At 69.6% G+C, this 12596-nt stretch carries 12 protein-coding genes; 8 read left to right on the top strand and 4 right to left on the bottom strand.

The genetic code is table 11. The features are described from left to right. Positions 1-2 precede the first annotated feature (2 nt). Positions 3-1052, top strand: coding sequence for a Gfo/Idh/MocA family protein (locus ACX80F_RS10040; RefSeq protein WP_459336243.1), 1050 nt, complete (start codon positions 3-5; stop codon positions 1050-1052). 33 nt (positions 1053-1085) lie between these two features. On the opposite strand, the gene ald is transcribed toward ACX80F_RS10040, so the two are convergent. Then, the gene (gene ald / locus ACX80F_RS10035; RefSeq protein ID WP_459336316.1) at positions 1086-2198 is read right to left on the bottom strand and encodes an alanine dehydrogenase; all 1113 of its coding nucleotides are present in this window, start codon (positions 2196-2198) and stop codon (positions 1086-1088) included. Between the two features lie 267 nt (positions 2199-2465). Here ald and ACX80F_RS10030 point away from each other — a divergent pair, with 267 nt between their 5' ends. Then, the gene (locus ACX80F_RS10030) at positions 2466-3695 is read left to right on the top strand and encodes a PucR family transcriptional regulator (RefSeq protein WP_459336242.1); all 1230 of its coding nucleotides are present in this window, start codon (positions 2466-2468) and stop codon (positions 3693-3695) included. Positions 3696-3714: 19 nt separating this feature from the next. Here ACX80F_RS10030 and ACX80F_RS10025 read toward each other — a convergent pair whose 3' ends face one another. Beyond that, positions 3715-4116 carry a helix-turn-helix domain-containing protein gene (locus tag ACX80F_RS10025; RefSeq protein WP_459336241.1) on the bottom strand — a complete coding sequence of 134 codons (402 nt, stop codon included), beginning with the start codon at positions 4114-4116 and terminating at the stop codon, positions 3715-3717. Between the two features lie 149 nt (positions 4117-4265). Here ACX80F_RS10025 and ACX80F_RS10020 point away from each other — a divergent pair, with 149 nt between their 5' ends. The 5 genes from ACX80F_RS10020 to ACX80F_RS10000 all read left to right on the top strand — a co-directional run bounded on the left by ACX80F_RS10020 (position 4266) and on the right by ACX80F_RS10000 (position 8167). Next, positions 4266-4529 carry a hypothetical protein gene (locus tag ACX80F_RS10020; RefSeq protein ID WP_459336240.1) on the top strand — a complete coding sequence of 88 codons (264 nt, stop codon included), beginning with the start codon at positions 4266-4268 and terminating at the stop codon, positions 4527-4529. Positions 4530-4646: 117 nt separating this feature from the next. Next, the gene (locus ACX80F_RS10015; protein WP_459336239.1) at positions 4647-5411 is read left to right on the top strand and encodes a MerR family transcriptional regulator; all 765 of its coding nucleotides are present in this window, start codon (positions 4647-4649) and stop codon (positions 5409-5411) included. Positions 5412-5532: 121 nt separating this feature from the next. Next, positions 5533-6630, top strand: a complete 1098-nt coding sequence (locus tag ACX80F_RS10010; protein ID WP_459336238.1) for a PQQ-dependent sugar dehydrogenase — start codon at positions 5533-5535, stop codon at positions 6628-6630. 176 nt (positions 6631-6806) lie between these two features. Then, positions 6807-7331, top strand: a complete 525-nt coding sequence (locus ACX80F_RS10005; protein WP_459336237.1) for a small multidrug efflux protein — start codon at positions 6807-6809, stop codon at positions 7329-7331. An 80-nt stretch (positions 7332-7411) separates the two neighbouring features. Next, positions 7412-8167, top strand: coding sequence for a MerR family transcriptional regulator (locus ACX80F_RS10000; RefSeq protein ID WP_459336236.1), 756 nt, complete (start codon positions 7412-7414; stop codon positions 8165-8167). Between the two features lie 142 nt (positions 8168-8309). On the opposite strand, the gene ACX80F_RS09995 is transcribed toward ACX80F_RS10000, so the two are convergent. Then, positions 8310-9872 (bottom strand): GGDEF domain-containing protein, encoded by a 1563-nt coding sequence (locus tag ACX80F_RS09995; protein ID WP_459336235.1) that lies wholly within the window; start codon positions 9870-9872, stop codon positions 8310-8312. Positions 9873-10293: 421 nt separating this feature from the next. Here ACX80F_RS09995 and ACX80F_RS09990 point away from each other — a divergent pair, with 421 nt between their 5' ends. Further along, positions 10294-10686, top strand: coding sequence for a DUF2256 domain-containing protein (locus ACX80F_RS09990; RefSeq protein WP_459336234.1), 393 nt, complete (start codon positions 10294-10296; stop codon positions 10684-10686). A gap of 510 nt (positions 10687-11196) precedes the next feature. Here ACX80F_RS09990 and ACX80F_RS09985 read toward each other — a convergent pair. Beyond that, positions 11197-12576, bottom strand: a complete 1380-nt coding sequence (locus ACX80F_RS09985; RefSeq protein ID WP_459336233.1) for a phosphatase PAP2 family protein — start codon at positions 12574-12576, stop codon at positions 11197-11199. Positions 12577-12596 lie beyond the last annotated feature (20 nt).

Below are 12596 nucleotides of genomic sequence, written 5' to 3'. Positions count from 1 at the left end.
CGATGCCGCGCCGGCCCATCCGTACGGTGCTGATCGGCCTCGGCCACGGCGGCACCGTCTTCCACGCACCGCTGATCCGGCACGACCCCGGACTGGACCTCGCCGTCGTCGTCACGCCGAGCCCCGAACGTCGGGAGGCCGCACGGGACGCCTACCCCGGTGTCCCGGTGGCAGCAACCCTCGACGACGCGCTCCGAGCCGTTCCCGATCTTGACCTGGCCGTCATCGCCACGCCCCATGCCACCCACGCGCGGCTGGCCATGGAGGCCCTCGGGCGGGGCCTGCACGTGGTGGTCGACAAGCCCCTCGTGGTGCACGCCGACGACGGCGAGCGGCTCATCGTCGCAGCGCGCTCCGCCGGCAGGCTCCTCGTCCCGTTCCACAACCGACGGTGGGACGGGGATTTCCTGGCGGTGCAGGAAGCGGTCGCATCGGGGTCCCTCGGCGACATCCGCGTGTTCGAGTCGGCGATGGAAGCATGGAAGCCCTCGAGTGGGAAGCCGTGGAAGCGCGACGCCGGCCCGGCCGACGGCGGGGGCGTGCTCTACGACCTCGGCTCGCATCTGATCGACCAGGCGCTCACCCTCTTCGGGCCGGCGTCCCTCGTGCATGCCGAACTGCGCAACGACCGCGGGGGCGCGGCCGAGGACGCGGCGTTCCTCGTCCTGCGGCACGACGGCGGGGTCAGCAGTCATCTGCACGCGGGGACCCTCGCGCCGCTCGCCCGGCCCCGTTTCCGCGTCATAGGGGCGCAAGGCGGACTGGAGATCACAGGCACGGACCCGCAGGAGGAACTGCTCGCGGCGGGCGTGCCGCCGGACGGCGTCGCGGACGCGGCCGACGCCCAGGTGGTACCGATCCGGGGCCGGGCGGGGCGCGACGGGGATGCCCGGGCGCTCGATGTCGGCCCCGGCCGGTACCCGGACTTCTACGCCGGGCTCGTCGCGGCCATCCACGGGGACGCGCCACCGCCCGTCCCGGCGGAGGAGGCCCTCGACGTCGTGCGGATGATCGAACAGGTCCACGCCGCGTACCCGCCCCGAGGCACCTGACCGGGCGGGCGCCCGCAGCGATGCCTGGCAGTCCTAGACCAGGGCCGACCAGTCCGTCGCCAGCTCCAGGCCGTGCGCCTCGGACACCGAGTGGTGCGCCACCCGCCCCGACGCGACGTTAAGCCCACGGGCCAGCGAGGGGTCCGCTTCGAAGGCTGCACGCACCCCCCGGTCGGCGAGGGCCACCGCGTACCGCAGCGTGACATTGGTCAGCGCGTAGGTCGACGTGTTCGGGACGGCGCCGGGCATGTTGCCCACACAGTAGAAGAGCGATCCGTGCACCGTGAAGGTGGGGTCCTCGTGCGTGGTCACGCGGGAGTCCTCGAAGCACCCGCCCTGGTCCACCGCGATGTCCACGAGGACGCTGCCCGGCTTCATCCGGGCGACGAGCTCGTTCGTGACGAGCTTCGGGGCCCGGGCGCCGGGGATCAGGACGGAGCCGATCACCAGGTCCGCGTCGAGGACGGACGTCTCGATCTCCAGGGAGTTGGAGGCAACCGTCTTGACGCGTCCGGCGTAGAGGGCGTCGATTTCCCGCAGGCGCGCGATGTTGATGTCGAGGATGGTGACCTCGGCTCCCGTGCCGACCGCCATCGCCGTCGCGTTGGTGCCCGCGACGCCGGCCCCGAGGACCACGACCTTGGCGGGGCGGACACCGGCGACGCCGCCGAGCAGCAGCCCGGGCCCCCCGGCGGGGGCGGTCATCACCTGCGCGCCGACCTGGACGGAGAGGCGGCCGGCCACCTCGGACATCGGGGCGAGCAGGGGCAGGGCGCGGCCGTCCTGGACCGTCTCGTAGGCGATCGCGACGACGCCGGCGTCCACCAGTGCGCGGGTCAGTTCGGGCTCCGCCGCGAGGTGGAGGTAGGTGAACAGGATGAGTCCCTGGCGGAAGCGGTGGTACTCGGCGGCGATGGGCTCCTTGACCTTCAGCACCATGTCCGCGCGGCCCCACACGTCGTCGGCGGCGTCGACGAGCTCGGCGCCCGCCGCCTCGTATTCCGTGTCCGTGATGTTCGAACCGACGCCGGCGCCGCGTTCCACGAGCACGGTGTGTCCATGGGCCCGGAACTCGTGCACGCCGGACGCCGTGATGGCGACGCGGAACTCGTTGTTCTTCACTTCTTTGGGGACGCCGATGATCATTGGGTTCTCCACGGGTTCGATCGGGCGGACTGGGTAGCTCCAGAATAGGGAACCGGCGCGGGCGGGCCCACGGGCTCTTCCGGTGGTCCAGCGGGTCGTACGCGCACCGGTGCGGGGTGTACGGCTGCGGAAGCCCATCACCGCGGGCGTGCAGTCGAATGTGAGCTGGACCACTAGCAGATCGGACCCGAAGCGGCTATCGACAAATGTCGAGTTCGGAAGCGGCAAATGTCGCCCGGGGTGACCGGCTCCACCTACTGTTGGGCTGTGCAGAACCAGCAGATCGAGGACCTCGTCGAGTCGCTCGCGCAGACCCTCGGGCGCGGGCTGTCCCTCGAGGATCCCGACGGCGTCCTCCTCGCGTACAGCAGCCACCAGACCTCCGCCGACCGCGTCCGGGTCAATTTCCTGCTGAGCAAGAAGGTGCCGGCCGACGTGAGCGAATGGCAGCTCCGCCACGGGATCGCCCAGGCCGTCCGCCCGGTCGTCGTGCCCGCGAACGAGGACCTCGGGATGCTGGGGCGGGTGTGCGTCCCCCTCCTCGTGCGGGGCTTCCGCGTGGGCTACCTGTGGGTGCAGCAGCACTCGAGCGAGGATCCCGCTCGGGGCATCCTTGCCGCCCTGCCCGCGGTCCGGCCGACCATCGACCGCCTCGCGGAACGGCTGCTCGAGACGGATACGGCGTCCTCCGAGCGGCGTACGCAGCGGGAAGCCACGTTCCTCGCCGCGTGCCGTGGGGTCGCCGCCGCGGTGGAGGATCTGCGCGGCTGGCGTGAGCTCGGGGGGCACGGGCCGTGGCGGGTGGCCCTCGTCCACGAGCTGTCCGAGTCGTCGGCCCGCGCCGGGAGGGAGGACCCCCAGGAGGCCGCCCTGCTCCAGCGCACCGTTGCTCTGCAGGCGACGGTCGGCGTCGAGCCCGTCCTGTTCAGCGCCGGCGCGTCCACCCACTTCGTCCTGTTGTGCGAGGCAGGCGTGGGCCGCAGCGCGCTGCAACAGGTGGTGGACCGGTGCCGGGTCGGGGTGGCCAAGCGGGCGGGGCGTCCCGCGGGCCGGTTCGTCCTCGGCCTCAGCGAGCCCGCCGCAGACCCGCGGGACTTCGCCGGCGCCTTCCGTCAGGCCCAGCACGCGGCCCAGGCCGGCGCGGTGGATCCCCAGTTGGGCCGGGTGTCGGCGTTCGCCGAGATTGGCGTCTACCAGTTCCTGGGCGCCGTGGGCTGGCAGGCCCCGGCGCACGGCAGCGTGCGGTTCGACGAGTTGTGCGATGCGGACCGCCTCGAGGAACTCCTGCCGGTCCTCGAACTGCTGTACGACAAGAACGGCTCGGTGCAGGAGGTCGCCGAACAGCTCCACCTGCACCGCAGCAGCGTCTACAACCGGCTGACGAAGATCCGCTCGATCATCGGCGCGGACCCGCTCGCAGGACCGGTACGCCTGGAACTGCACCTTGCGCTCAAGGCCGGCAGGTGGCGCTCACGACCCCGCTTCGAGCAGTCCTAGGATCCCCCTGGCGACACTGCTACGCGTCGCTACGCGCCTCGGCCGGTGGGTCCGTCCGGCGCAGTTGGCTGCGCAGCCAGTCCTCGACGTCGGCGCGGCGCAGGCGTCGGTGGGATCCGCGGTACTCCACGGGGAGCGTGCCGGCGTCGGTGAGCTTGCGCAGGTAGCTGTGCGAGATGCCGGCGAGCTCGGCCGCCTGGGAGGTGGTGAGCAGTTCGGCGACGGAGGTCACCTGGACGGCGTCGCCGTCGGACAGGCGGGCGAGAAGGTCGACGACGGCGGCCTGGGCCTCCCCGGGAAGCCGGTGCGCGGTGCCGTCCACGAACACGGTGACATCCGCGCTCCCGCTGAGCGCCCGGCGCAGGGGTGCGGCCTGCTCCGGCGGAAGCGCCGCCGCGGATCTGGGGGCCCTGATGGTCATGCGGCCATTGTGCCAGCCGTTCCCGCCATCCGCGTGATTACGTAGGGTTGGAGGGTTCCCCATCGAGTAGTAGAGGTCTATCCTCGGCGTATACGTACCCCAGGTATCTGCACCCAGCGTCGGTTGCAGGTACGGAAACGGTGAACCTCATGACAACTATCGATCACGGGCGGAGCCTGCGTACCACTACCTCCGCCACAGCCACCCCGACCAGCGAAGAAACACCTTGCTGCCCCCTGTGCCGTACGGACGACTACCTGATCTTCGAAGAGTTCGTGCCGGCACGTCAGGCCGACAGCACCAGCGATCTCCTCCCCGCGAGCGCGAGCTACACGTGCTCCGAGTGCGGCACCTTCAACGCGCACGCCGTCCCGGAGTCGTGGCGACCGCCGCAATGGTTCTGGTACAGCTGAGCGACCCGTCCCGCCCCGCCGCTCACCAGGGTCCGCTTGACCCTTCCGCAACGTCAATTCCTACTGTTGAATCCACCCGGCGCACCGTGCGGCGGGAGGAGGCGGGAGGAGGACGACGTGGACTACCCGATCACCACCGTGGCACGGCTTGCCGGCACCACGAGCCGGACACTGCGCCACTACGGTGACGTCGGCCTGCTGGAACCGTCCCGCGTGGGCGCCAACGGGTACCGGTTCTACGACGCCCCGGCGCTCGTCAGGCTGCAGCGAATCCTGCTGCTGCGCTCCCTCGGACTGCCGATACCGGCCATCCGGGCGGTGCTCGACGACGGCGACGAGGCTGCCCCGGCATCCGCCCTGCGGGCGCACCTCGACCACCTCCGCGGTGAGCAGCAACGGCTCGACCGCCAGATCGACGCGGTCCTCACGACGGTTGAGGCGCTGGAAAGGGGAGAGGAACCCATGCCCGAGAAGATGTTCGACGGATTCGACCACACGCGCTATCGGGAGGAGGTCGAGGAGCGGTGGGGCCACGACGCCTACGCCCGGGGCGATACCTGGTGGCGGAGTAGGAGCGACGCGGAGAGGGAAGCGTTCGGGAGGGAAGTTGCCGAGCTCAACGCAGGCTGGACCGATGCCGCGGCCCGCGGTGTCCCCCCGAGCGCGGACGAGGCCCAGAAGCTGGCCGGGCGTCATGTCGCCTGGCTGTCCGCGATGCCGGGACTTCCGCAGGACGAGGACGGCGCGCTCCTGCCCGAGTACATCAGGGGACTCGGGGACATGTACGTCCAGGACCCACGGTTCGCCGCGAACTACGGCGGACAGGGCGGCGCGGAATTCGTCCGGGCCGCGCTCGAGGCCTGGCTCGCCCGCGTCTCCTGACCCGGGACGAGACGGCGGGTCCCTCAGCGGCCGGCCGGCCCGTTACGATCGACCCGTGGCGCGCAGGACCGGCCCCCCCGTCCGCCGTACGAGTTCCATCCACCCCGGCAGGAGGACCACCGTGACCATCCACTGCACGCACCGGAGGGTCCTCGCCGTGGTCGGTCTCAGCGCTGCGGTGCTCATCACCTCCTGCAGTGGACCCGGCACCCCGAACCAGCCGGTCCCGGGGGGCGGGACCCCCTCCCAGGGCCGGACGACGGCGGCGCCGGCCACCGTCGTCCGGGGTCTCGACGCGCCATGGTCGGTGGTGTTCGCCGGCAAGGCGATCCTTGTGAGCGAGCGGGACAGCGCCAGGATCCTCGAGGTCCTCGACGACGGGTCGAGCCGCGTCGCAGGAACGGTCGAGGGCGTCGCCGGAGCGGGGGAAGGTGGCCTGCTCGGGTTGGCGGTCGACGACGGCCGGCAGCTCTATGTCTACTCCACGGCCGCGGACGGCAACCGGATCCAGCGCTTCGCCCTCGGCGGGACTCCCGGCGGCCTCGAACTGGGGGAGCCGGAGACACTCCTCGACGGCATTCCGGTGGCGAGCTACCACAACGGCGGCCGTCTCGCCTTCGGCCCGGACGGAATGCTGTATGCCACGACCGGCGACGCAGGCCGGCCCGACACCGCCCAGGACCGCGCCTCGCTCGGGGGGAAGATCCTCCGCATGACTCCTGATGGCGACGCCCCGGACGACAACCCGTTCCCCGGCTCGCTCACCTACAGTTACGGGCACCGCAACCCCCAGGGTCTGGCCTGGTCGGACGACGGCACGATGTTCGCCACCGAGTTCGGGCAGAACACCTGGGACGAACTGAACGTCATCACGCCCGGTGCCAACTATGGCTGGCCCGCCGTCGAGGGCAGGGCCGGCGAAGCGGGCTTCACCGACCCCGTCCAGCAGTGGGCCCCCGGAATCGCGAGCCCCAGTGGCATGACCTCCCTCGACGGCACCCTGTACATCGCCAACCTCCGCGGGGAGGTGCTGCGCACCGTGCCGGCCTCCGAGCCCGGACGATCGATGGACTACTTCACTGGCGACTACGGCAGGCTTCGCGACGTCGCCGTCGGACCCGACGGCGACCTCTGGATCCTCACCGGCAACACTGACGGGCGCGGAGACCCCTCCGATGAGGACGATCGACTTCTCAGGCTGGCCGTCCGGGCCCCCTGACGGTCACCCTGAGGAGCAGGAGGTCTTGACTCTGTTCTCGGAACAGGCTCTTCAATGGTCAGCACATGGAATAATCCAACCCGGCAAGACGCTCTTGACGCCGCACTAATAAAGTGCTATGGGGCGGTGGGGCAACCAGTGCTCCCCGCCGGGACCACGAAGGAGAACAGAGCACAATGAACAACCCCTATGAGGGAGTGCAGGAGTGGGTGCAGGAGTTACCCGAGATCGTGCAGCCGTTGGGCGTTGCCGTCGCCGGCATGATCCCCTACGTCGAAGGCGAGGGTGCTGCCGGTATCGGTATCCTCCTCGGAATCAACCCGGTCATGGCGGCCGTTGCTGCCATAATCGGCAACTTCCTGAGCGTGCTCGCCGTCGTCACCATCAGTTCACGTGTCCGCGAGAAGGTCGTAGCCGGTCGAGGAGGCGGGGATGGGTCGGCAGGTTCTGCAGCCGCAGCGCCGTCGGCCAGGCGCGCGAAGGGGCAGCGGCGTCTGCAGGGCTGGCTCTCCCGGTTCGGTGTGCCAGGCGCGAGCCTCCTGGCCCCACTTGCCCTTCCCACACAGCTCACGGCCACGTTCTTCGCGGCGTCCGGCGTCAGGACGGAGCGGGTCCTGTTCTGGCAGGCGATCGCCATCGTGGTGTGGACCGTCGTCATCTCGGTGCTCGCGACCGGGCTGGTCGGAGCTCTCGGCTGGTAACGGTGGCTTCCGGATCGCCGGCGCATGACGTACGCGTCGCGACGGGACCGGTGACGAGAAATGACGAAGGACCGATGAGCATGACCTGGAGCACCCAAGGAATCGCCGAGCTGGCCGGGACGACGGTAAACACCGTTCGCCATTATCACCGGGTCGGACTTCTCGAGCAGCCGGACAGGATGTCCAACGGCTACAAGCAGTACCAGGTCCGGCACCTCGTCCGTCTCCTGAAGATACGCCGTCTGCGGGATCTCGGCGTCCCGCTCGACCAGATCGACGAAGTGACCCTCGAGGGTGATTCATCGTTCGAGGCGCTGAAGGTGATCGACGCGGACCTCGCGGTGAGCATCGAGAGGTTGCAGCGGGCCAGGGCGGAGATCCAGGCAATCCTGCAGGGGTCCTCGGTGACGGGCGTCCCGGCAGGATTCGAGGACGTGGCACCCCGCCTGTCCAAGCAGGACCAGTCGCTGATGTTGATCTACTCCCAGCTGTACGACGACGACGCGATGCAGGATCTGCGGGACATGGTCAGGGCGGAGCCGGAGTCGGTGACCAAGGAATTCGACGACTTGCCCCCTGACGCCGACGAGACCGCCCGCGCCGACCTCGCAGAACGCTACGCACCCACCATTGCACACGCACTCAGGGACTATCCGTGGCTCCTGGACCCGAAGGAGCACCTTTCGAAGAGCCTGGAGGTCACCCAGAACACGGTCGTCGAATCGCTCACGGCTCTGTACAACCCGGCACAGCTCGACGTTCTTGCCCGGGCGAGCGTCATCGCCGGCGGCCTCCTCAAGAAGGAACAGGCCACGAAGGACGAGCACGCGCCCTGACGCGGGCCCGGGGTATGTGGGCACCGAGGTGACATCGACATCGGCCCTGCCGGCTGCGGCGTGACCACGAAGCGTGACGTTCGGTCTCCACCTCCGGGCGCAGCCGAACCATGAACCCTCGTCGGTGCCGCGGAGTGCACGCTCACCCCGACCAGGGGCCCACCGACCTGTTCCGGCCAGCGCGCTTCGCGCTGTACAGGCGGCGGTCCGCCTCCTGCAGCAACTCGGACGTCGTCGTGCCCGGTTCGCAGCCGGCGAAGCCGATGCTCGCCGTGAGGCGGAGGTCGCCGTCGATCGTGGGCCACCGGAGCGCCCGGACGGCGGACAGCACCCGCTCCGCCACGTGCTCCTGATCGGCGTCCTGCTGCAGGACCAGCAGGAACTCCTCGCCCCCGATCCGGGCCACGTGCTGGATCCCGCCACACGTCTGCAGGGCCGCGGCCACGGCGACCAGCACGTCGTCGCCCGCGGCATGGCCGTGGCGGTCGTTGACCAGCTTGAAGTGGTCGAGGTCGAGGATGGCCAGGGACGCGGTCCACGGTCCTCCGACCTGCCAGGTCCGGACGACGTCGGGCAGCGTGTCCTCCACCCACCGCCGGTTGCGGACCTTCGTCAAAGGGTCCACGGCGACGGCCGCCTCCGCCTGCTCCGCGCGCTCGAGCGCCTCGGTGACGTTCTGTTCCGCGAACAGGTGGTCCACCCGGGAACGGCGGGCCTCGATCCACCGGCTCCGCGCCGCCTGGTGGAACTGCCGGTGAAGTTCGTAGGCGAGCCGGAAGTCGGCCGCGGACGCCGCGATCGCGGCGCGCTCCTCGAGAACGGTGGAGGCGACCTCCTCGAGCGCATGGCGCACGGTGATCTGCTCCGCCCGGTCGAGGGCGCGCCGCGCCGCGGGCAGGTTGCCGACCCCGTGGTGGGCCTGCGCGAGCAGGAGCATCCGGGTGGCCCGTGTCTCCGGTTGGGACGTTGCGGCGTCGTCGTCCCCGGCCCGCTCCAGCACGTCGAGGGCGTCCCAGGGACGGTTGTCCGCCAGATGGCCGCGCGCGAGGACATCCGAGAGCTCGGCTTCGAGGTCGGGGGAGGTGGCGATCACGGCTTCCAGCCGCCGCATCCAGAAGCGGGCCTCGTCCGGCATCGACTCGTCGAGTGCTGAGTGGAACGCGTTCGATGCGATCCGGGCCAGGAGTTCGGGGTCGGCCAGCTGGTCCGCGAGGGCGAGCGCCCGCCGGGATACGTCGAAGCCGTGCTGCAGGAGCCCGGCGACCAGGAGGCCGAGCGCCTGGCGTGTCAGGAAATTCGCCCGGAGCCGGGGCAGCTCGGTGCCGTCCAGCAGGGTGACGGCGATCGTCGCCTGCTCCGCGCCGGACCCGGAGTGGCCTGCGATGAGGTCCATCATCGCGATCAGCGCATGGCAGCGGCTGGCGAGCCGAGCATCGCCCTGCTCCGTGGCCCATTCGAGGATCTCCTGGCCGCGTGTCCTCGCGCCGGGCGCGCCATCGGTGCGGGCCAGCGCGTCGAGCCCGGTCACCTCCGCCCAGAACGCGACGTCGAGCCGCCCGAGTGTCTCCGCGAAGGCCCTGATCTCGGCGGCGTCCGCCACCGCGCGGGGGAGATCCGCGCTGACCTCGACGGTCTCGAGGGTGGCGATGAGGTCGCTCTCCTGCGCGAGGCGGAGGGAACCGCTCTCGATCACGGCGTCATTCATGGTGTGGCTCCAGGGGTCGGGGCAGCGCTGTCCTGCTGACCGTGGAGCGTGAACGAGACCATGGTGGTGCGCTGATGTGACGGATGAGGCTGGTGTGCTCAGTCTGCCGTGCTGAGGGCATCACCTCAAGAGTCCCGGCCCACGGGTTTCGATGCGTCGGACAGCGCGAACAGCACCGGGGTGGGTGCGACCGCGTCTCCTATGCTTGACGCACCACGGAGTTGCGGCCCTTCCCCGCGTCGGTTCTCCGCAGGACCGGCAGGGATGACAGGAAGGACGCCGTGATAATGGGCATCAGCGCGGACGAACAGCGCAGGGTGGGTCGAGCGGACGACGTCGACGAGTGGGCCTCTGACACACGCTCCCCGGATAGCGCTGGGTTGATACGGTCCGCCACCTTCCGCGCCGCATCCCGACGCAGGTGACGCCGCGCGAGGGGCCTGCTGCGGGACGCGAGCCGAAGTACTGCAGGTCGTGCGGCCGCCGCATGGAGTGGCGGAAGAAGTGGGAGCGGACGTGGGACTCGGTGCTCTACTGCAGCGACGCATGCCGGGCGCGCAAGGTGAGGCCGATCGACGCGGCCCTCGAGGACTGGCTCCTGACGCGTCTCCGGAGCGCGCCGCGCGGACAGGGCGTCGACCCGGCGGACGCCGCGCGGGCGCTCGCCGACGACGCCGGAGACCTCCTGCACGAACCCGCCCGGAATGCTGCTCGCCGTCTCGTGAACCGTGGCCTCGCGGAGATGGTGCAGCGCGGCGCCGTCGTCGACCCGTCGACGGCGAAAGGGCCGGTGGCTCTCCGCTCACCTCGCTGAAGGGAGTGCCCGCGGTATCGGATCACGCCGTCGTGCGACTGCCAGTAGCCTGATCTCGCCCTGCCAGAAAGGTGTGGCCAGAGATTCCACGCTGACCGTTCCGACCTCCCCGTAACACTCGAATTGAAGCACCTCGCAAAGGGTTGTGTCGGCGAGACGAGCCCGCGCTCGAGCGCGTCCTGGTAAAACGATGCCGGTGAGTGCCTTCGAGATCGACCCGAGCTCGAAGGTCGAGTGTTGGTCGGCGCCCGCCTTGGCCGTCAGCCCGCCCTCAGGAGTCCCCACCACCACTGCTGCAGTCGGCCGGCTATCGAGCCCTCAGCAGTTTCCCAGGTGCGCACGGCCAGGCACCGATGATTCGTTTGGTGGTGCGGAGCGGCTGCTGGACGGTGCCCTTGCGGCGTCGTAGGAGGACAACACCATTGTCGAGGGTCGCGGCCTATGCCTTGCCTGATACTTGCCGGTGGTCCGATTTCGTCGTGCATTTCTCATGGGATTGGTCATGGGCGGTTACCTTCCGGTTTGCCGCGCAGCGGGTTGGGAGACGGGCGTAGGTGTTTCTTCGGCGCCGGGGTGCGATCCGCGCGCTGGTTGGAAGTACCGCCAACAGATATAGACCCACAGAACGGCGAAGATCACGCTGATCATTGTGTCGGTCGGGTAATGAACGCCCCAGTACACGCGGGAGATGCCGACGCTCAGCACGATGAGTGGGGCGAGGATGAAGCCGAGGTTGCGTAGCCGGGACTGTGACCATGCTCCGACCAGGAGCGCTAGGCCGCTGTACATAACGACCGCGGCCGCCACATGCCCGGAAGGGAACGATGAGGTCGGTGGCAGCCCTTCGGACAGGTGATCAACCTCGGGCCGGGGTCGGCCGACGATCATTCCAGTGATCAGATACAACGCGGTCTCGCCGATCACGAGGACGAGCAGGAACACCGCCGGAGCGGTGCGCCTGGTAATGGCCAGGGCGAGTGCTGCGGTGATCAGCAGAACCCCAATGATTCCGGTGGTGGTGCCAAATGACCCGGCGGCCGTTGCCAGAGCGTTCAACGTGTCTGTGCGGTGCTCGGCGAACCAGCGCACCGCTGCCTCATCCATGCGTGAAATAGGGGTAAGGACCCTGGTGATGAGGAATCCCGCACCGGTCACACCGGCGGCAATGAGCACCCAGAGAGCCGCGAGTTTCAGGGCGCTGCGCCGTCCGCCAGGTAGCGGTCGTTCGTCTGCTGGTGCCAGGGCCAACGCGGCCCGGTCCTGGACCGGCAGCACGAACCACCACCGCGAGCTCAACCCAGGGGCCTGCTGCCACCTCCGGAAGGCCCACACGGTAGCCGCCAGCCAGGCTAGCCCTAGCAGCCAGCCACCGAGCACCGGTCCCAATGGGACAATCCCTGCAAGGACCCGAACAACGTCGAAGCCGCCTACAGCGGCTGCCGCGCCGACCAGTGCCAAGACCCGTCCCTTCGCCGGGACGACGGGTAGGAAGACCAGCAGCAGGACCCCGCACGTAACAGTGAGCTGTATAGACCCGGCGGAAAACACGCTTCCGCCTCCCGAACTCGCACCGCTCGTCAGGGGATCGAGTGTCATCAGGAGCATCCCGCCGCCGGCGAGGACGGCCAGCCCCACCGCAACGGTGGCCACATATACCGCCAGCCCCTGAAGAGCGCGTATCAACAGCCACACCGCCGCGACCGGCAGGATCAACCATCCGATTTGCGCTGCGATTTCCGCCACAAAATTCGCGCCGCCGCCCAGCACATCAATGAACCCGCCCACCGAGGAACCCGCAGCACTGGGCAGCGGCGCCACCACATCGAACACCACACCCAGAACAGTCAACCCGAGAAGGGTCCCGGCACAGCGCAAGACGAACCAGTTCATCCCCTCCGCCAGGGCTCCCG

It is taken from the genome of Arthrobacter sp. TMS2-4, assembly GCF_054511075.1.
The sequence above is the reverse complement of the archived record's forward strand: the minus strand, read 5'-3'. Positions and strand labels throughout refer to the sequence as shown.

What these genes read in the sequence shown, in the direction of transcription:
- ACX80F_RS10040 (WP_459336243.1), top strand. Translation starts at nt 3, where the DNA reads ATGCCGCGCCGGCCCATCCGTACGGTGCTGATCGGCCTCGGCCACGGC.
- ald (WP_459336316.1), bottom strand. Translation starts at nt 2,198, where the DNA reads ATGATCATCGGCGTCCCCAAAGAAGTGAAGAACAACGAGTTCCGCGTC.
- ACX80F_RS10025 (WP_459336241.1), bottom strand. Translation starts at nt 4,116, where the DNA reads ATGACCATCAGGGCCCCCAGATCCGCGGCGGCGCTTCCGCCGGAGCAG.
- ACX80F_RS10020 (WP_459336240.1), top strand. Translation starts at nt 4,266, where the DNA reads ATGACAACTATCGATCACGGGCGGAGCCTGCGTACCACTACCTCCGCC.
- ACX80F_RS10005 (WP_459336237.1), top strand. Translation starts at nt 6,807, where the DNA reads ATGAACAACCCCTATGAGGGAGTGCAGGAGTGGGTGCAGGAGTTACCC.
- ACX80F_RS10000 (WP_459336236.1), top strand. Translation starts at nt 7,412, where the DNA reads ATGACCTGGAGCACCCAAGGAATCGCCGAGCTGGCCGGGACGACGGTA.
- ACX80F_RS09995 (WP_459336235.1), bottom strand. Translation starts at nt 9,872, where the DNA reads ATGAATGACGCCGTGATCGAGAGCGGTTCCCTCCGCCTCGCGCAGGAG.
- ACX80F_RS09985 (WP_459336233.1), bottom strand. Translation starts at nt 12,576, where the DNA reads ATGAACTGGTTCGTCTTGCGCTGTGCCGGGACCCTTCTCGGGTTGACT.